Source organism: Dickeya undicola, assembly GCF_000784735.1.
GTDB classification, from domain to species: Bacteria; Pseudomonadota; Gammaproteobacteria; order Enterobacterales; family Enterobacteriaceae; genus Dickeya; species Dickeya undicola.
This window is the reverse complement of sequence record NZ_JSYG01000019.1, coordinates 219,341-239,427: the sequence shown is the minus strand read 5'-3', so window position 1 is coordinate 239,427 and position 20,087 is coordinate 219,341. Positions and strand designations below refer to the sequence as shown.

At 55.5% G+C, this 20,087-nt stretch carries 14 protein-coding genes and 1 pseudogene; 6 read left to right on the top strand and 9 right to left on the bottom strand.

Annotation, left to right across the window (positions count from 1 at the left end):
- Positions 1-6: 6 nt before the first annotated feature.
- Complete coding sequence (gene rlmD, locus OB87_RS09745) at positions 7-1,341, bottom strand: 23S rRNA (uracil(1939)-C(5))-methyltransferase RlmD (RefSeq protein WP_033569245.1); 1,335 nt, start codon at positions 1,339-1,341, stop codon at positions 7-9.
- A gap of 60 nt (positions 1,342-1,401) precedes the next feature.
- Here rlmD and barA point away from each other — a divergent pair, with 60 nt between their 5' ends.
- On the top strand, positions 1,402-4,173 hold the full coding sequence (barA, locus tag OB87_RS09740; protein WP_033569244.1) for a two-component sensor histidine kinase BarA: 2,772 nt from the start codon (positions 1,402-1,404) through the stop codon (positions 4,171-4,173).
- Positions 4,174-4,330: 157 nt separating this feature from the next.
- On the opposite strand, the gene OB87_RS09735 is transcribed toward barA, so the two are convergent.
- The 6 genes and pseudogenes from OB87_RS09735 to OB87_RS09710 form a co-directional block, all read right to left on the bottom strand.
- A complete protein-coding gene (locus OB87_RS09735; RefSeq protein WP_033569243.1) occupies positions 4,331-5,473 on the bottom strand; it encodes a glycerate kinase in 1,143 nt (380 codons plus the stop codon).
- 271 nt (positions 5,474-5,744) lie between these two features.
- Positions 5,745-6,635 carry a 2-hydroxy-3-oxopropionate reductase gene (gene garR / locus OB87_RS09730; protein ID WP_033569290.1) on the bottom strand — a complete coding sequence of 297 codons (891 nt, stop codon included), beginning with the start codon at positions 6,633-6,635 and terminating at the stop codon, positions 5,745-5,747.
- 71 nt (positions 6,636-6,706) lie between these two features.
- Positions 6,707-7,473: pseudogene (gene garL / locus OB87_RS09725) on the bottom strand (2-dehydro-3-deoxyglucarate aldolase); the annotation flags it as partial.
- Positions 7,474-7,543: 70 nt separating this feature from the next.
- On the bottom strand, positions 7,544-8,884 hold the full coding sequence (gudD, locus tag OB87_RS09720) for a glucarate dehydratase (RefSeq protein WP_033569241.1): 1,341 nt from the start codon (positions 8,882-8,884) through the stop codon (positions 7,544-7,546).
- Positions 8,885-8,899: 15 nt separating this feature from the next.
- On the bottom strand, positions 8,900-10,261 hold the full coding sequence (locus tag OB87_RS09715; RefSeq protein WP_033569240.1) for an enolase C-terminal domain-like protein: 1,362 nt from the start codon (positions 10,259-10,261) through the stop codon (positions 8,900-8,902).
- A 21-nt stretch (positions 10,262-10,282) separates the two neighbouring features.
- Complete coding sequence (locus OB87_RS09710) at positions 10,283-11,635, bottom strand: MFS transporter (protein WP_033569239.1); 1,353 nt, start codon at positions 11,633-11,635, stop codon at positions 10,283-10,285.
- 781 nt (positions 11,636-12,416) lie between these two features.
- Between OB87_RS09710 and garD the strand changes: the two genes are divergently transcribed.
- From garD to OB87_RS09685, 5 genes are all read left to right on the top strand, one after another.
- On the top strand, positions 12,417-14,006 hold the full coding sequence (garD, locus tag OB87_RS09705; protein WP_395856716.1) for a galactarate dehydratase: 1,590 nt from the start codon (positions 12,417-12,419) through the stop codon (positions 14,004-14,006).
- A gap of 569 nt (positions 14,007-14,575) precedes the next feature.
- Positions 14,576-16,111: a methyl-accepting chemotaxis protein gene (locus OB87_RS09700; protein ID WP_033569237.1), complete on the top strand. Its 1,536-nt coding sequence runs from the start codon at positions 14,576-14,578 to the stop codon at positions 16,109-16,111.
- 158 nt (positions 16,112-16,269) lie between these two features.
- A complete protein-coding gene (locus OB87_RS09695; RefSeq protein WP_033569236.1) occupies positions 16,270-16,602 on the top strand; it encodes a FlxA-like family protein in 333 nt (110 codons plus the stop codon).
- Between the two features lie 174 nt (positions 16,603-16,776).
- Positions 16,777-17,160, top strand: a complete 384-nt coding sequence (locus tag OB87_RS09690; RefSeq protein WP_033569235.1) for a FlxA-like family protein — start codon at positions 16,777-16,779, stop codon at positions 17,158-17,160.
- Between the two features lie 122 nt (positions 17,161-17,282).
- Positions 17,283-17,651 carry a FlxA-like family protein gene (locus OB87_RS09685; protein WP_033569234.1) on the top strand — a complete coding sequence of 123 codons (369 nt, stop codon included), beginning with the start codon at positions 17,283-17,285 and terminating at the stop codon, positions 17,649-17,651.
- A gap of 148 nt (positions 17,652-17,799) precedes the next feature.
- On the opposite strand, the gene OB87_RS09680 is transcribed toward OB87_RS09685, so the two are convergent.
- Both OB87_RS09680 and ligA read right to left on the bottom strand, forming a co-directional pair.
- The gene (locus tag OB87_RS09680) at positions 17,800-18,021 is read right to left on the bottom strand and encodes a DUF3820 family protein (protein WP_033569233.1); all 222 of its coding nucleotides are present in this window, start codon (positions 18,019-18,021) and stop codon (positions 17,800-17,802) included.
- 1 nt (position 18,022) lies between these two features.
- Entirely contained in the window at positions 18,023-20,080 is a 2,058-nt protein-coding gene (gene ligA, locus OB87_RS09675) for an NAD-dependent DNA ligase LigA (RefSeq protein WP_033569232.1), read from the bottom strand.
- Between the last annotated feature and the right edge of the window lie 7 nt (positions 20,081-20,087).

Sequence of the window (20,087 nt, the reverse complement as noted above, 5' to 3'; positions counted from 1 at the left end):
TTCTCCCTACTTTACCGAGCCATCGGAACCAAGCAAAAACAGTGCCATCGACTCAAGATGTCCAGTATGTGGAAACATATCCAGCATGGTCAGCCGGGCTAGACGATAACCGGCAGCCATCAGCACGTTGCTGTCCCGCGCCAGCGTGGTGGGATTACAGGATATATACACCACCCGCCGGGGAGCCAGTTTCACAATCTGCGGCATCACGCCCGGCGCACCGGCACGGGCAGGATCAAGCAATATCTTATCAAATCCCATCGACGCCCATGGTTGCCGGGTGACGTCCTCTTCCAGGTCATGATGATAAAATGTGACCTGCGTCAGCCCATTGCGCTGAGCGTTTTCCCGCCCTTTTTCCACTAACGCCGCCACACCTTCGACCCCGACCACGCTACCAGCCTGTTGCGCCAACGGCAGGGTAAAATTGCCCATGCCGCAAAACAGGTCGAGCACCCGGTCCTGCGGCTGTGGGTCGAGCCAGGCTAACGCCTGCTCCACCATCCGCTGGTTGATGTCGTCATTGACCTGAATAAAATCGCGCGGGCTGAACGCCAGCGATAACCCGGCGATACGATACGACGGCATATCACCGTGCAAGCATTCCAGCGTACCCGCTTCCGGTGCGGCAAACAGCGCTACGCCATGCTGAGCAGCGAATGCCGTCAGCGCCTGGCGGTCAGCGTCACGTAGCGGATCCAGGTGGCGCAAAATCACCAACGGCCCCTGCTCGGCCAGCACCAGCTCCACATGCCCAAGCCGCCGGACGGCCTGCAACTTCCCGAGACAGTCGCGCAAAGGTACTATCAGTGCCTCCAGTTCCGGACGCAGTATCGGACAAGCGCCGATATCCACCAAATCGTGCGATCCCGCCTGTCGATAGCCCATCAACAACCGGCGCGATTTCGCCTGATAGTATAATGCAAGGCGCGCACGGCGGCGGTAGGCATAGGCTGACCCGGCGATGACCTCCGGCTCCGGTGGCACAGCACCGGTTTCCCGCGTCATCAGGTGTACCAACGCAGCCGCTTTACTGCGATGCTGCAATGGCTGGCTGACATGCTGCTGTTGGCAACCACCGCAAGTGGAAAAATGCGGGCAACGCGGCGTGACGCGTTCTTCGCTGGTGGTCAACAACCGCCGCAACCGGGCATGGGCAAACTGGCGTTTTTCTTCCGTCAGTTGCACCTCGGCCTGCTCACCTGGCAGCACGCCGGGGATGAACAGCGTTTTTCCCTGATGGCGGGCTACTCCCTGTCCGAATGGATCCAGATCATTCGCCGTCACGGTAAGGGTTTGCCGGGTCGTCACGCGCCGGTTTGGAGAGTAGAATTGCGCCATAAGTGTGCTGTCATTGATTTAATGGAATAGTCGGCCTTAATTGTCCCACATTGGAACCTCATGACCAAATACAGTCTGCGCGCACGTATGATGATACTGATTCTGGCACCGACCATGCTTATCGGTCTGCTGCTCAGTAGTTTTTTCGTCATCCACCGCTATAACCAGTTGCAGGAACAGTTGGCCGACGCTGGTGCCAGTATCATTCAACCGTTGGCGGTCAACAGCGCCTATGCTCTGACCCAACGTCAGCCGGAGTCGTTGCGGCAACTGGTCAATATGCTGCATCGCCATCACTCTGGCATTGTGCGCACCATCAGCGTATTCGACGCCCGCAACCAGCTTATTGTCACCAGCAACCCCAACAATCCTCACGGCCAGCTGTTGCAGGTGCCGTCCGGCAATCCGTTGCCGACCGCTATGCGGCTGCAAAACGAAGAAGAATGCCTGGTGTTGCAGATGCCTATCGAGAATGAAGGCGAAGTCTCTTCCGGTACGCTAATCAGTCGGCAGGCACCGATGGGCTATGTCGCCGTCGAGCTGGATTTGAACACCATCCGGTTGCAGCAATACCGGGAGATGTTTATGGCTGCGATGCTATTGCTGTTCTGCATGGGCGTGGCGATGCTGCTGGCCTATCGGCTGATGCGTGACGTCACCATTCCTATTCGCAACATGGTGGAAACGGTGGACCGCATTCGTCGCGGCCAGTTGGACAGCCGGGTGGAAGGCCACATGCTGGGCGAACTGGATATGCTGAAGAATGGCATCAACTCGATGGCGATGTCACTCACCGCCTATCACGAAGAGATGCAACAAAATATCGATCAGGCCACCTATGACCTGCGTGAAACGCTGGAACAGATGGAGATCCAGAACGTCGAGCTGGATCTGGCTAAAAAGCGGGCGCAGGAAGCGGCGCGCATCAAATCCGAGTTCCTGGCTAACATGTCCCACGAACTGCGCACGCCGCTCAATGGCGTTATCGGTTTTACCCGTCAGACGCTGAAAACCCAGCTGACGCCGACCCAGAAGGATTACCTGCAAACCATTGAGCGCTCCGCCAACAATCTGCTCAATATCATCAATGACGTACTGGATTTCTCCAAGCTGGAAGCAGGAAAACTGGTGCTGGAAAATATCCCGTTCTCGCTGCACAACACGCTGGATGAAGTGATCATGCTGCTGGCGCATACCGCCCATGAGAAAGGGTTGGAGCTGACGCTAAACATTCAGCATGACGTGCCGGAGCAGTTCGTCGGCGACCCGCTGCGCTTACAGCAAATCATCACCAATCTGCTGGGCAACGCCATCAAGTTTACCGAGCAGGGCAACATTGATATCCGCATCGAAAAGCGCAGGCAGGAGAGTTTGCAGGTGCTGCTGGAAATCCAGATCAAGGATACCGGCATCGGCATTGCCGAAGCACAGCAGACCCAGCTGTTCCAGGCGTTCCGTCAGGCGGATACCAGTATTTCGCGCCAGCACGGCGGCACCGGCCTGGGGCTGGTGATTACCCAGCGACTGGTGCGGGAAATGGGCGGCGACATCAGTTTCCACAGCAAACTGAATCAGGGCACCACCTTCTGGTGTACCGTTAATCTACAGATGAACCCGCACGTGCTGGAGCCCGATTATCACTTTGACAGTTTGCAAAATAAGCATCTGGCCTATGTGGAAGCCAACCCGGCGGCGGCTCAGGCGACGCTGGACATTCTGGTACATACACCACTGACCGTCAGTTACAGCCCGACGATGGAGCAGTTGCCGGAACGCACCTTCGATATTCTGCTGTTCGGCGTACCGATCTACTACCGCAACACGTTGCTGGATTTCACACCGCAGATTCGTGACTTCTGTCGCCTGGCCTCCTGCGTGATTCTGGCACTGCCCAGCATGGCAGAAATGGAAGCAGAACAGCTCAAGTCGTTCGGCATCCATGCCAGCCTGAGCAAACCCATCACCGCACCACGGCTGTTATCACTGCTGCAGGACAACAACCTGTTTAGCCAGGATAATCACGACGAGGTGCGCGCCTTACCGTCACCGGAAGCATCATTCAACCGTTTACCGCTCAGTGTGATGGCGGTGGACGATAACCCGGCCAACCTGAAGCTGATCGGCGCTCTGCTGGAAGAACAGGTAGAAAACATCATTCTGTGCGAAAGCGGTGCCGATGCCATCTCCCGTGCCCAGGACACCCATCTGGATATCATTCTGATGGATATACAGATGCCCGGCATGGACGGCCTGCAGGCCAGCGAACATATCCGTAAGTTGCCTCAGCACGCGCATACCCCGATTGTGGCGGTCACCGCGCACACCATGAGCGGTGAGCGCGAAGTGCTGCTGCAATCAGGAATGGATGACTATCTTTCCAAACCTATCGACGAACAGATGCTACGCCAGACGCTGTTGCGCCATGCCTGTAAAACACCGGGCGAGCCGCCCGCGTCGCCAATAGCCGCGGTTACGGCACAATCTCCGCTGTCGCTGGACTGGGATTTGGCGTTGCGACAGGCGGCCAGTAAACCAGATCTGGCACTTGATCTGCTGGCAATGCTGCTGGATTTCCTGCCGGAGGTACGCCAACAGGTAGAGGCGGTGCTGGCGGGCAACTCACCAGTCAATCTGGTCGATATCATTCACAAACTGCACGGCAGTTGCAGCTATAGCGGCGTACCTCGGCTCAAACAGATCTGTCACTACCTCGAACAGTCGCTACGCAAAGGCTTGTCGGTTGATGAGCTGGAGCCGGAATGGCTGGAGTTGATGGACGAGATGACCAATGTGGAAAACGCGGCACGTAAACGGCTGGAAACCGCGGTCTAAAACGGGCCGCCGTCTAAAACGGATCGCCCTCTAAAACAGATCTCAGTGTAAAAGGTCAGCGGCGATGGCAAACCGAAAAGGCCATCAGGCAGGCGGTTGCTCGCAAAGGCAGCGCCTGCCGATTGGTCGGCCATCGTGATGGTTGTCGGTAACAAGTTCAGGACATCGCCTGCGACAGTTTGATGGTAGCGGCAATATTGCGTGCGGTCATTCGCACGTTGTTGGCGGCGTTGTCTAACGCTTCCTCCAGCGAACAGATGTTGTAAAGCACGCTAAATACCGCATCAAGCCCATGATCATGCACCACGCCCACATCAGCCGTCAGACTGCCAGCAATACCGATCACCGGTTTGTTATAGCGCTTAGCCACAGACGCAACGCCGATCGGCACTTTGCCGTGAATAGTCTGGCTGTCGATGCGGCCTTCACCGGTAATAACCAGCGATGCGTCCCTAACCAGTTCGTCCAGCCCTAACGCTTCGGTGACAATCTCAATGCCACGGCGCAATTCCGCGCCACAGAACGCCAGCAACGCTGCGCCCATACCACCGGCAGCACCCGCACCCGGCACCTGCTCCACATCGATATCCAGATCGTGACGGATCACAGAAGCATAGTGTTGCAACGCCTGGTCCAACTGCTCCACCATCGCCCTGGTGGCACCTTTCTGCGGCCCAAATATCGCCGATGCCCCCTGCTTACCGGTCAGAGGATTGGTGACATCACACGCCACCTCAAACCGGCATTGCCGGATACGCGGGTCCAGCGAACAAATATCAATACGTGTCAGTCGCGCCAGCTCTGCACCGCCAAACCCAATCGGCTTATTCGCCGCATCCAGCAGTTGTGCACCCAGCGCCTGCATCATCCCGGCACCGCCGTCGTTAGTTGCGCTGCCGCCGATGCCGATAATACAGTGACGAACGCCATGATCCAGCGCGCAGCGAATCAGCTCGCCGGTGCCATAACTGGTGGTCAGCAACGGATTACGCTGATGTGGCGGCACCCGTTCCAATCCGCTGGCAGCCGCCATCTCGATAAACGCGGTTTTTTCATCCCCTGACAGCCCGAAAAAAGCGTCGATATCATCGCCCAGCGGACCGGTGACGTTTACCTTGACGATTTTACCGCGGGTGGCCGCCACCATGGCCTCCACGGTTCCTTCACCCCCATCGGCGACCGGCAGTTTCACGTAGCTGGCGTCGGGGAACACCTCCCGAAAACCGGCCTCAATCTGCGTCGCCACTTCCTGAGCAGATAAGCTCTCTTTGTAAGAATCCGGTGCGATAACTATTTTCATAAACGACTCGCGTCATCAACTACCCGCGCAGTAGGCTGTGTCCCGCAATTATTCGCGTCGCCGGCGCAGGGCCGAGGCCAAAACGCAACATGCCACACGGCTAGACCGGTGTCTGGGCTTCCCCACTCACGCGGTTCACATCCGATCTCGTTGCGATTTGACCGCCAGCCGCTGTCACGCACAATTGCGGGACACAACCAGGAACCGGCGCAAGTCAAAAATGTTCCGTCAACCGGGCGGCCCGCGCGTTGTGCCGACGCCGCCCTGTCAACTACCGAGTAACTTCCACTTTCGCCAGTTTCTCGTAATAACAAGCCAGCGCGCTGTGGTCGGCGCTGCCCAGGTCATCGGCCTTCAATGCCTGCATCATTTCCATCACCGCGGCGGTCAGCGGCAGTTGTGCGCCGACACCGTGAGACGTATCCAGCGCGTTGGCCAGATCTTTGATATGCAGATCGATGCGGAAACCGGGCTTGAAGTTGCGATCCATGACCATCGGCGCTTTGGCATCCAACACGGTACTGCCTGCCAGACCGCCACGAATCGCCTGATATACCAGGTCCGGGTTCACGCCTGCTTTGGTCGCCAGTACCAGCGCTTCCGACATGGCGGCGATATTCAGCGCCACGATGACCTGATTTGCCAGCTTGGTGACGTTGCCTGCACCGATATCGCCGGTGTGCACCACCGAACCCGCCATCGACTTCATGATGTCATAGCAACGGTCGAATACCGCCTTGTCGCCACCCACCATCACCGACAGCGTACCGTCGATCGCTTTTGGCTCGCCGCCGCTGACCGGCGCATCCAGCATCTCGACGCCTTTCTCCGCCAGCGCCGCAGCTATTTCACGGCTGGCCAACGGCGCGATGGAACTCATGTCGATTACCACCGTGCCTTTACGCGCGCCTTCGATCACACCGTTTTCACCCAGCACAACGTCTTTCACGTGAGGCGAGTTCGGCAACATGGTAATCACGATATCGCTCTGCTCGGCTACCGCTTTCGCTGTCTCAGCCGAGGTGGCCCCCGCCGCAACAACCTCGGCGACCGCTGCGCTATTTCTGTCCAGCACCACCAATGAGTAACCCGCTTTGATCAGGTTTTTGCTCATCGGTTTGCCCATGATACCCAGTCCAATAAAACCAATTTTCATTGCGATAACCTCGTTGTCCATTCAGTGACATGGTCAGATATGTTTACGGCCGATGCGGCCCTGATAATCCAAGTTACTTTTTAAATTTGTCGCACAGCGCCTGTGTTGCGCCACGGAACACGCCCAAATCGCTGCCTACCGCGACAAAACGCGCGCCCCATTCCAGATAACGACGGGCATCCGCTTCCACCGGTGCCAGAATGCCGCTCGGCTTACCGTGGGCTGCCGCACGTTCGAAGATGTGACGAATCACTTTCTGCACTTCGGGGTGGTTAGGTTGCCCCAGATACCCCAACGCGGCCGACAGGTCACCGGGGCCGACAAAAATACCGTCAACGCCATCCACCGCGGCGATCGCATCCAGGTTGTCCACTCCTTCCTGGGTTTCGATCTGCACCAGCACGGTGATGTTGTCGTTAATGGTGGAGAAATAGTTCGGTTCAGTACCGTAAGCGTTGCTGCGATGGCCGACCGACACACCACGAATCCCCGCTGGCGGGTAACGGGTTGATGCGACGGCGCGAATGGCTTCCTCTTCGGTTTCCACAAAGGGGATGAGAAAGTTATAAAAACCGATATCCAGCAAGCGCTTGATGATCACCGGTTCATTGCAGGGTGGACGCACCACCGGCGCGCTGTGGCTGCCTTTCAGCGCCATCAGTTGCGGGATAAAGGTGTTGATATCGTTCGGCGCGTGCTCGCCGTCCAGCACCAACCAGTCGAATCCCGCCAGCCCCAGTACCTCGGTGGAAATGGGATTGCCCAGTGCGCACCAGCAACCGATCAAGGTTTTGCCCTGATGTAAATCCTGGCGAAATTGGTTAGGTAACAGTGGCGTCTTCATGTTTTGTCCTTACTCTCTTACCGCGCCGCCCGGATGAGACGGCGCGTCTTAATGAATAAACAGCGATGGATTAACGAACCAGGCAAGGGCGTTTGTTATCGAACGTCCAGCCAGGAACCAGATACTGCATACCAACGGCGTCGTTACGCGCGCCCAGTCCCATGTTTTTATACAACTCATGGGCTTTCATCACTTGATCCATATCCAGTTCGACACCCAGACCCGGTTTTTTCGGCACTTCAACCATGCCGCCGACGATCTGTAACGGTTCTTTGGTCAAACGCTGATTGCCTTCCTGCCAGATCCAGTGGGTATCAATGGCGGTAATCCGACCCGGTGCGGCGGCAGCCACATGGGTAAACATCGCCAGTGAAATATCGAAATGGTTGTTGGAATGCGAACCCCAGGTCAGCCCCCACTCATGGCACATCTGCGCCACGCGCACCGACCCTTGCATGGTCCAGAAGTGCGGATCCGCCAGCGGAATATCCACCGATTGCAGGGAAATGGTGTGGCCCATCTGACGCCAGTCGGTGGCGATCATGTTTGTCGCGGTAGGCAGACCGGTGGCGCGGCGGAATTCCGCCATCACTTCACGGCCGGAGAAGCCTTGTTCGGCACCGCACGGGTCTTCAGCGTAAGCCAGCACACCGCGCAGTTGTTTGCCAAGACCAATCGCCTCGTTCAGCGACCAGGCACCGTTCGGGTCCAGCGTAATGCGCGCCTGCGGGAAGCGTTTAGCCAGCGCGGTGACCGCCTCAGCCTCTTCGCTACCGGCCAGCACACCGCCTTTCAGTTTGAAATCGTTAAAGCCGTATTTTTCGTATGCGGCTTCCGCCAGACGCACCACCGTTTCCGGCGTCAGCGCTTCTTCATGACGCAGACGATACCAGTCGCATTTTTCATTCGACTGATTTTGGTACGGCAGGTCGGTCTTGTTGCGATCGCCGATGTAGAACAGATAACCCAGCATCTCCACCGCGTCACGCTGCTGACCATCACCCAGCAATGCCGCTACCGGCACGTTCAGGAATTGCCCCAGCAGGTCCAGCATCGCGGCTTCAATCCCCGTCACCACGTGAATGGTGGTACGCAGGTCGAACGTTTGCAGGCCGCGGCCAGAGGCGTCGCGGTCGGCGAACTGATGACGCACCGCGGTCATCACGTTTTTGTATTCGCCCAGTGTTTTCCCCACCACCAGCGCGGCGGCATCTTCCAACGTCTGGCGGATTTTCTCGCCGCCTGGGATTTCACCCACACCGGTATGACCCGCGTTGTCCTGGAGGATCACGATGTTACGGGTGAAGTACGGCGCGTGCGCTCCGCTGAGGTTCAGCAACATGCTGTCGTGCCCGGCGACAGGGATCACCTGCATACTGGTAATAACCGGGGTGGAACTTTGCGACGTCATGATAGTTTCCTTCTGTTAAAACGTTGAATTTTTAGGCAATTCGCGACCAAACACCGGGCGCTTGCGATCAAACTTCCAGCCGGGGATCAGGTACTGCATCGCCGCCGCGTCATTACGCGCGCCGCTCGGCAGTTTCTTGTGCAGCTCATGGGCTTTCATCACCTGTTCCATATCCAGCTCGATACCCAGCCCTGGGCGTTCCGGCACCTTAATTTTACCGTTCACAATCTGTAGCGGTTCTTTGGTCAGATGCTGACCTTCCTGCCAGATCCAGTGAGTGTCGATGGCGGTCGGTTTACCGGGAGCCGCCGCACCCACATGGGTAAACATCGCCAGCGAGATATCGAAGTGGTTGTTGGAGTGGCAACCCCAGGTCAATCCCCACTCATCACACAGTTGCGCGACCCGTACCGCACCGTGCATGGTCCAGAAGTGCGGATCCGCCAGCGGGATATCCACCGCCTGTAGCATCACGGCATGGTTCATCTCACGCCAGTTGGTGGCAATCATGTTGGTGGCGACCGGTAAGCCGGTAGCGCGACGGAATTCCGCCATCACCTCGCGGCCAGAGAAGCCCTGTTCGGCACCACACGGGTCTTCAGCGTAAGTCAGCACGCCGTTCAGGTCTTTGCACAAACCAATCGCTTCATCCAGCAGCCAGGCCCCGTTTGGATCCACCGTGATGCGAGCATCTGGAAAACGTTTTTTCAGCGCCTTGACGGCGTCGACTTCCAGTTCGCCCGGCAGTACGCCGCCTTTCAGCTTGAAGTCTTTGAAACCGTAGCGATCGGCCGCCGCTTCCGCCAACCGCACCACCGCCTCGCTGTCCATCGCCTTTTGGTGACGCAGGTGATACCACGGATGCTTGCCCTGCTCGCCTGCAAGGTAAGGCAGATCGGTTTTAGTACGATCGCCGATATAGAACAGGTAACCCAGCACCGTCACTTCGTCGCGCTGCTTGCCCGGCCCCAACAACTCGGCCACCGGTACATTCAGATGCTGACCCAGCAAGTCCAGCAGGGCGGCTTCCAGTGCAGCGACAGCGTTGACCCGCAGCTCGAACGTCCAGGCACCTTTGCCGAACGAGTCGAAATCCGACGACTGGTTACCTTTGTGAACCTGATGCACCAGATGGTTCATGCGCGCCACCTGCGCCCCCACCACCTGCGGGATTGCCGCCGTCAACGTGTTGTAAATCACCTCGCCGCCCGGCGCTTCACCTACGCCGGTGTGCCCAGCGTTATCTTTCAGAATCACGATGTTGCGGGTGAAATACGCCCCGTGCGCACCGCCAATATTGAGCAACATACTGTCATAGCCCGCGACGGGGATGACTTTCATGTCGGTAATGACGGGAGAGTCTTGTGTACTGCTCATAATCACGTCCTTAACCCTGAATTAGCGAGGTTTATAAGGTTTCAATTCGATACGTTTAATATCCTGCACGATGAACAGGAAGCTCAGAATCGCCACCAGTGCATGGATACCAACATAAATCAGGCCACCGTTGAAGGAGCCGGTGCTGCCAACGATGTAGCCAATAGCAATCGGGGTCACAATGCCGGAGATGTTGCCGAACATGTTGAACAGACCACCGCTCAGGCCGCTGATTTCTTTCGGTGCCGTATCTGCCATCACCGCCCAACCCAGCGCGCCGATGCCTTTACCGAAGAACGCCGCCGCCATCACCGCAATCACCACCCATTCCGTGGTGACGTAGTTACAAATCACCATCGACATGGACAACAACATACCCAGCACGATCGGTGTCTTACGGGAGATAGTCAGTGACTGAGTACGGCGCATCAGGAGGTCGGAAATCACCCCCCCCAGTACGCCGCCGACAAAACCACAGATAGCTGGAATAGAGGCGACAAAACCGGCTTTCAAAATCGACATACCGCGAGCCTGCACCAGATACACCGGGAACCAGGTAATAAAGAAGTAAGTCAGCGCATTGATGCAGTATTGACCAAGATAAATCCCCATCATCATGCGGGAAGTCAGTAATTGCTTAATCTGGTGCCATTTCTCGCCACGAGCGACCTCTTTTTTCGTTGACGCCGCATCCATGTTAACCAACGCACCGCCCGCTTCGATGTACTCCAGTTCCGCCTTGTTCACGCTCGGGTGATCTTTCGGGTCATGAATCACTTTCAGCCACAGGAAGCTGATGACCATGCCAAGACCGCCCATGAACCAGAACACATGCGCCCAACCCACTTCGTGCGTCAGCCAGCCCATGATGGGAGCGAAGATGACCGTGGCGAAATACTGTGCAGAGTTAAAGATGGCAACAGCGGTGCCGCGTTCCTGCGCCGGGAACCAGGCTGCAACGATACGGCTATTACCAGGGAAGGACGGGGATTCACATAACCCCACCATAAAACGCAGCATAAACAGTGAAACTACGATGGCTGAACCGTGGAACAGGTCCACGAACCCTTGCAACAGGGTAAACAGCGACCAGGTGAAAATACTCCAGAAGTAGACCCGCTTGGAACCGAAGCGGTCAAGCAGCCAGCCGCCGGGGATTTGGCCTATAACATAAGCCCAGGAAAACGCGGAGAAGATATAGCCCATGCCGACGGCATCAAGACCAATATCTTTGGACATGGCGGAACCGGCGATGGAGATCGTAGCGCGGTCGCCATAGTTGAATGACGTGACGATAAACAGCATCACGACAATCCAGTAACGGGCGTTGGTTTTCTTTTGTAATACGCCTGCTGCTGTGCTGACGGTATTCATGATGAACTCCTACTTTCAGATAGCGGTTAGCTCATTCATTCCGAATAACAACACAATGTAGGGTTGGGTTACCAGAATGAAATCAAGAGTCGGTAATGGTTTGAATCCTGAGCAAAGGAACAAACAGAACAGCAAAAATAAACCACGGATCTCTTCGACTTCTGGAGGGAATTATAAAGGGCGGAGGTAGGCGTCTCACTGGACAAGCGCCCAACAATAACCACCTTCACCAACACGGATTATTGCAATCGCCTAACGAATTGGGAGTCATTTCACGAAAACACCGTTTTTTGTCGTTCAGGTCACAGGACACAGCGACATCAATGGTTACCTCAATAAAGAAAGGGGGCAAAGAGAACGGAATAATGTGACAAGTCTCACTGCATGTTGTTTCTTCGCCAGAGAAATTAAGCACAGCACATCGGGATGTCAGTCAATTGCATAATGCCCGGATGAAGCCATCTCCCCTATACTGGTGGCGAGCAAAGTCATTATTAGCAACAGTGAAAATAAACCGCGCGTTATAACTTTAACCAGCGTTATATACCCCAATAATTCGGGTTGCAGGACAAAACGTTCGCGTTGGCTTTTCAGGGCAAGGCTCATAACGAGCCTTGTAACGCGGCGACCGAGTGAACTCCCAGGGAACTTATCGCAGTCAGCGGCTGAGGTAAGTGACAAACCGGCGCGAGCCGATTTGAACTCGGTTGGCGGCAGGCCTGAGTACGGGCCGGTAGCGACGCCGACATCCCGGCAACCTGATGCATGACGGGTATAACTCATGAAGGTTAGCACCATGTCAGATAACACAAATAAGGGTGTGGCCAGTGAGCGGCCGCTTTATATCAAAGTCCATGAGTCTGACAATGTTGCCATTGTCGTTAACAATAACGGCCTGAAAGCTGGCACCCGGTTCAGCTGCGGTCTGGAACTGAAAGAACACGTACCACAGGGCCACAAGGTAGCATTAAGCGACATCGCGCTCGGCAAGCCCATCGTCCGTTATGGCGAAATCATCGGCTACGCCCTCAGAGACATCGCCCGTGGCAGTTGGATCGACGAATCGCTGGTGGAATTGCCCAACGCCCCGGCGCTGGAAACGCTGCCACTTGCAACCCGCGTTCCGCCGTCACTGCCGCCGCTGGAAGGTTATACCTTTGAAGGCTACCGTAACCCAGATGGTAGCGTCGGCACCAAAAACCTGCTGGGTATCACCACCAGCGTACACTGCGTCGCCGGTGTGGTGGATTATGTCGTCACACTGATCGAACGCGACCTGTTGCCCCGTTATCCCAACGTCGATGGCGTGGTCGCACTTAACCATCTGTACGGCTGCGGTGTGGCGATCAATGCCCCGGCTGCGGTCGTGCCAATTCGCACCATCCATAATCTGGCGCTGAACCCGAATTTCGGCGGCGAAGTGCTGGTGGTCGGTTTGGGCTGTGAAAAACTTCAGCCAGAACGACTGCTGCAAGGCACGCCGGATGTGCAGGCCATTTCACTGGACGACACCAGTATTGTGCGACTGCAAGATGAACACCATGTTGGTTTCAAATCCATGGTGGACGATATCCTGACGATGGCGGATAAACATCTGCAACAGCTCAACCGCCGTCAGCGCGAAACCGTATCGGCTTCTGAACTGGTCGTCGGTATGCAATGTGGTGGCAGCGACGCCTTTTCCGGTGTGACTGCCAACCCGGCAGTAGGATTCGCCTCCGACCTGCTGGTACGTTGCGGTGCCACGGTGATGTTCTCCGAGGTGACCGAAGTTCGCGACGCCATCCATCTACTCACGCCGCGCGCCATCAACGAAGAGGTGGGCAAGCGCCTGCTGGAAGAGATGGCCTGGTATGACGATTATCTGGACAGCGGTAAAACCGACCGTAGCGCCAACCCGTCGCCCGGTAATAAGAAAGGTGGCCTGGCCAACGTGGTGGAAAAAGCGCTGGGCTCAATCGCTAAATCTGGCACCAGTGCGATTGTCGAAGTGCTGTCGCCCGGTCAGCGCCCGACCCAACGTGGCCTGATTTACGCGGCCACGCCAGCCAGCGACTTTGTGTGTGGCACCCAGCAGTTGGCTTCCGGCATCACGGTACAGGTATTCACCACCGGACGCGGCACCCCTTACGGGTTGAAAGCCGTACCGGTTATCAAGATGGCAACGCGCACCGCACTGGCGGAACGCTGGCATGACCTGATGGATATCAACGCAGGCACCATCGCCACCGGCGAGGCCACTATTGAGGATGTGGGCTGGCAGTTGTTCCACTTTATTCTGGATATTGCCAGCGGCAGGAAAAAAACCTGGTCTGATCAATGGGGTCTGCACAACGCCTTGTCGGTGTTCAACCCGGCACCAGTGACCTGACCGTCTCCTCCTTGTTCACCGCCGGATCTTGTATTCGGCGGTGAACATTTCAAAACCGCGTTCACCCTCCGCCGTCTAAATCGCTGACATTCATTAGCAATATTCTCTGCGTAAATTTATTGATGACAGAACACAACCTGCGGTTCCTTTCATTGAGTGACTATTTTAATCCACTTAATAGTTTTCATCTTGGCCTGTTATTTTTATAACGGACTTTTTCGTTATTACTGTTAATAAAACGTTTTTATTGTGACCCCGAGTTTAAGAAAAAATCGAACAATATTTAATAAACTCAAAGATGGTAAAAAAAACACTGTTCAAAAAATGATTTGATTGACAACACAAAGACGTAAAGCATAAATTTCACCCTGAAAAAAATGGAACAATTTTATTTAGGGATGCTTTGATATTTAAAGCGCCCGTTTTTTTGCATCTTTTAACCTTACATTAAAAAAATAAAAACAATGATTCAACACACCTCTTAGCTCGTGTGATTAATCAGACCGTGCTCACACGTCGGTCCTTCTATTCTCACGATATAATACTGATATACAGCATCGGGGTTTTCAATGAGGGTTAATACACCTATTACACAACAGGAATACCTGTTGGATGACAACACCACATTAATGTCGACCACGGATGTTAAAAGCCATATTACTTACGCCAATTCTGCCTTTATCCGCGTCAGTGGTTTTGATGAACATGAATTGATGGGAACACCACACAATCTTGTGCGTCATCCGGATATGCCCATCGAAGCCTTTGCCGACATGTGGTACACGCTACAGCAGGGAGATAGCTGGACCGGCCTGGTTAAAAACCGCCGCAAGAATGGCGATCATTACTGGGTGCGTGCCAACGTCACACCGGTTTATCATCATAATCAGCTTGCTGGTTACATTTCAGTACGCAATACCCCTAAAGCGGAAGAAATTCAGGCAGCGGAACCTTTGTACGAAGCAGTACAGAATAAGCAGGCCCGCCATATTCGGTTTTATAAAGGGCTGGTGGTTCGAACCGGCTTGTTCTCAATACTGTCTTTGTTCCAACGGCTATCGGTGCGCTCACGATTACGGCTAGCCGTCCTGATCGGTGGGCTGGTGCCGCTGGCACTGATCTTACTGGGTTTCGGTGCCGCGACGTCGATTGTCGCCACCCTGCTATTGATGGTAGCGCTCGATCACTTTCTGCAACGGCAAATCGCACATCCACTACGTTTGATTCTGCGTCAGGCACAACAAGTGGTATCCGGCCGTCGGGCGGACAGTATCCATCTTAACCGGGTAGATGAAATTGGCCTGCTGTTGCGGGTGGTCAATCAGTTCGGGCTGAATTTGCATTCGCTGGTGGACGACGTTGGCACCCAGGTCGCAGGCATCAAAAATGTCAGCCAACAGTTGGCCGACAGCAACGGCGATCTGAGCGCGCGAACCGAGGAAACTTCCGCCAATCTGCAACAAACAGCGGCAGCCATCGAACAGATTACCGTTGCCGTTCAACAAAGCGCAGAAACCGCCATACAGGCGACCGGCATGGCACAAAACGCCAGCCTGTCTGCCAGTAAAGGCGGCGATATCATGGCCGAAGCAGTCGGCATGATGGAGGCAATCTCAAACGCCAGCCGCAAAATCGTCGATATCATCGGCGTCATCGACAGCATCGCGTTTCAGACCAACATCCTCGCGCTCAATGCTGCGGTGGAAGCAGCGCGAGCCGGTGTGGAAGGACGCGGCTTTGCCGTCGTGGCGGCGGAAGTACGCAACCTGGCGCAGCATTCCGCGTCTGCCGCGCGTGAAATTAAAACGCTGATCGATGCCAACATGACCAGCGTTGAAAACGGCAGCGCGCTGGTGGACAAAGCCGGTCAGCATATTCAGGACATCGTCAACGACGTGCAACAGGTCGCCACCATGATCAGCGAGATCAGCAACGCCACCCGCGAGCAAACCGCCGCACTGTCGTTGATCAACGATTCCATTGCCCAAATCGAGCAGATGACCGCTGGTAATACCGGCATGGTCGACCAATCAGCCGAGTTCGCTACCTGCCTCAGCAATCAGGCGCTGCGGTTAACTGATGCGATTAATGTCTACGGGAAATAAAGGGTGGCGTAAAGATACAATTCTTTACGCCTCGCCCCGAACAAAGGGTGGATAGAATTCGCTTTTTGGTTAATAATCACTCATAAGATCGCACCAGGTGCCGATAATAGAGATAGCAGGGACAGTCCCCTGCCCAGACGACATAATCAGGAGGATGTATGCTGAGTCCAATTACCAGCTCTGCGTTTGCAGTGATGCCGGTGCCAGCATCCACCAGCGTCGAAACCAACACTGAACAAAAGGTTTCCGATCGCAATCTGCAAAACCTGAAAGCCGCCGAGACATCGGGCGAGAGCACTAAAAAGCAGCAGGAAACCACGATTAACGGGCAGCAGCAGTCGATGCAGGCTCAGATCGTCGTGATGCAGGGTCAAATTGCACAGTTGCAGACTCAGCAGGTGCCGCCACCGCAGGAAAGTAAATCGCTGATCAAGCCAGTTGAAGGCGTCAATCGCCCCTCTGCCGAACACGCGATTGATATTTACATTTAACCGATCAAAATGTGAAACCGAATAACGAAACCCGCTGCCATCCAGCGGGTTTTGCTTTTTAGGCAAGTGACAAGCTCCATCAACAGCGTAAAGATAAAACGCTAAAGTCACCGCAGAGCCGTGCCGATAGCCATACTGTGGTTATGAACGCTTTCGGAAAGCAAGGGGGAAGATATGGTAGGTTCTGTCGGTTCAGCAGCATCATCAGTCTCAGGTGCAACAGCTACCAGCACCGTGGGTATTGAGCAAAAAATCATGCAACTCACCAAACAGATTCAGACCTTGACCAAAGATCTGACGAAAACGGCGGAGCAAATGCTCGAAGCCAAGAGCGATGAAGAACGCCAACTGTTGCAGCAGCAACAGAAAATGGTCCAGGCGCAGATCCAGCAATTACAGCAGCAGATTCAGCAACTGCAGCAGCAGAAAGCGCAGCAGCAATCTCAATCAGCGGCTGAGGCACTTTCTCCACAACTCGACAAACAGGCCTCACAGACCGACAAACAGGAAAAGGCCAACCCGCTGTCATCCGATCGCACTATCGATACCTATATCTGACAAGCCGTTATTATTTCGCCAGGTTTGTATAGTTTCCGTCAGGAAAGCGAAAAGCCGATAAGGGTGCCACTGAGCCGAGCCGATAACGGCATAGCCACTATGGCTATTTTCAGGAGGAATTTATGGCAAGCTCTATCGGCTCAGCAACATCGGCCGTCTCTGCGTCCTCGGGTAGCAGCAGTACCAGCGTTGACCAACAGATTGCCCAGCTTAATCAACAGATCCAGAAGTTGACTCAGCAGGCGACAAAACTGGCAACACAGCTGGCATCGACCCAGGATGCCAATCAGCAGGAAGTTTATAAACAACAACAGGTACTGATTCAGGCGCAAATCCAGCAGTTGCAGGCACAGATTCAGCAGTTGCAGCAGCAGAAAACGCAGCAATCTCAGTCCCAACAGTCTGATTTGTCGTCATCAGTGCAATCGACCAAACCTCAGGAAGGCGTCAACGCGCCAACGGATGAGAACAGCATCAATATCTATATCTAATCCTGTCGCTGACTGATTATTTTCTGGCATGAACAAAGCATCATTATCACACGGATTAATGATGCTTTTTTCTTTTAGGGTACTCAAAACGGTAGGGAGCGGAAATAAGACTCAAGACGCCAGACCACAGCTATCACCACCACTCGATTCAGGGCTGAGGACGGCGCAGAGGCTTCACCAGCCCCTGTAACCCTTCTATCTTGATGGCCAGCGTAATCTGCATTAGCTCGCCTAACCGCCCAGCCGGAAATTCGCTTTTACGGGCGAACCAGAGGAGATACTCTTCCGGCAAGTCGATCAGCATCCGGCCTTTGTACTTGCCAAAAGGCATCGGGGTATTGGCTATCGCCAGCAGATCCGCCTTTTCCATCTTACGATTGCCCCAACAGGCGCATCATTTCCGCTTCATCAATCACTTCAATACCCAGTTCCTGCGCTTTGGTCAGCTTGGAACCAGCCGCTTCGCCCGCGATCACCAGATCGGTTTTTTTCGACACGCTGCCGCTGACCTTCGCACCCAGTGCCGTGAGACGATCTTTGGCCTCATCACGAGACAACAGCGTCAGCGAGCCGGTCAACACCACGGTTTTCCCGGCGAACGGGCTATCCGAAGCCTCAACATCCACCACCACCGGGGCTGGCCAGTGAATGCCAATACTCTCGCTGATCAAGTCCTGGATCACCTGTTGGTTGTGCGCTTCATCAAGAAAATTGCGCACATGGGTCGCCACCACGATGCCGACATCCTGCACCTGCTGTAACGCCTCCAGATCGGCGGACTGCAATGCCTCCAGCGTACCAAAATGCGCTGCCAGGCTGGCAGCGGTCGCCTCACCGACATCGCGGATCCCCAACGCATACAGGAAACGGGCAAAGGTGGTGGATTTGGCTTTGCTCAGCGCATTCACCAGATTCTGCGCCGATTTCGGCCCCATACGGTCAAGTCCGGTCAGGATACCGGCGCTCAGGCGAAACAGGTCCGCCGGTGTCTTGACGTACTCTTTCTCCACCAGTTGGTCGATAATCTTATCGCCCATGCCTTCCACATCCAGCGCGCGACGGGAAACAAAGTGCTTCAACGCCTCTTTACGCTGCGCGCCGCAGAACAAGCCGCCGGTGCAGCGGGTCACGGCTTCCCCTTCTACCCGCTCCAGCTCTGAACCACACACCGGGCATTGCTCAGGAAACACTACCGGGCGGGCATCCGCCGGGCGCTCGGACAGCACCACACTGACAATCTGCGGGATCACATCGCCAGCGCGTCTGACGGCAACCCGGTCGCCAATCTGAATCCCCAGACGTTCGATTTCATCGGCATTGTGCAGTGTAGCGTTGCTGACCACCACCCCGGCGACAGCGACTGGCTCCAGCCGCGCCACCGGCGTAATCGCACCGGTGCGGCCGACCTGAAATTCAACGTCGCGCAGCCAGGTCAACTGTTCCTGCGCCGGGAACTTGAACGCCACCGCCCAGCGCGGTGCACGAGCAACAAACCCCAGCCGCTCCTGCAACGCCAGCGCATTGACCTTGATCACCACGCCATCGATATCGAACCCCAGCGTCTCGCGTTCCTGTTCCACCTGACGGTAGAAATCCAGCACGGCATCGCTGCCAGTACACAGGCGAATGCGGTCGCTGACCGGCAGCCCCCAGTCCCGGAACTGCATCAGCCGCTGCCAATGAGTGTCCGGCAGAGTTCCCCCCTCAACCAGCCCAACGCCGTAGCACAGGAAGGTCAACGGACGGGTCGCGGTGATGCGCGGGTCCAGTTGACGCAGCGAACCGGCCGCAGCATTGCGCGGGTTGGCGAATACCTTACCGCCGGTGCGGCGCGCTTGCGCATTCAGGGCATCGAACCCCTTGTGCTTCATGAACACTTCGCCGCGTACTTCTAGCCGTTCCGGAATGTTGTCACCGCGCAGACGCAACGGAATCGCACCGACGGTACGAATATTGGCGGTAATGTTCTCACCGGTGGTGCCATCGCCACGTGTCGCCGCGCGCACCAACAGACCGTTTTCATACAACAGGCTGACCGCCAGGCCGTCGAGCTTCAGTTCGCAACAGAAGGTTAGCTCGCCGTCATTTTTCAGGCGGTCGTTGATGCGCTTACTGAATGCCAGAAAACTTGTCTCGTCGAAGACGTTATCCAGCGACAGCATCGGTACTTCATGCGCGATGGTATCAAACGCATCCAGCGGTGCGGCACCGACCCGCTGGGTCGGCGAATCCGGCGTTACCAGTTCAGGATGCGTCTGCTCCAGCGTTTTCAGCGCATTCATCAGCTTGTCGTATTCCGCGTCAGGAATTTCCGGCGCATCCTCGACATGATATTTGTACTCGTGATAGCGCAGTTGAGCGCGCAGTGCGTCAATCTGCACCGACACGGTAGAGATACCGTCGGCTGGCTTCGACTCTTTTTCCAACATAAGCGCG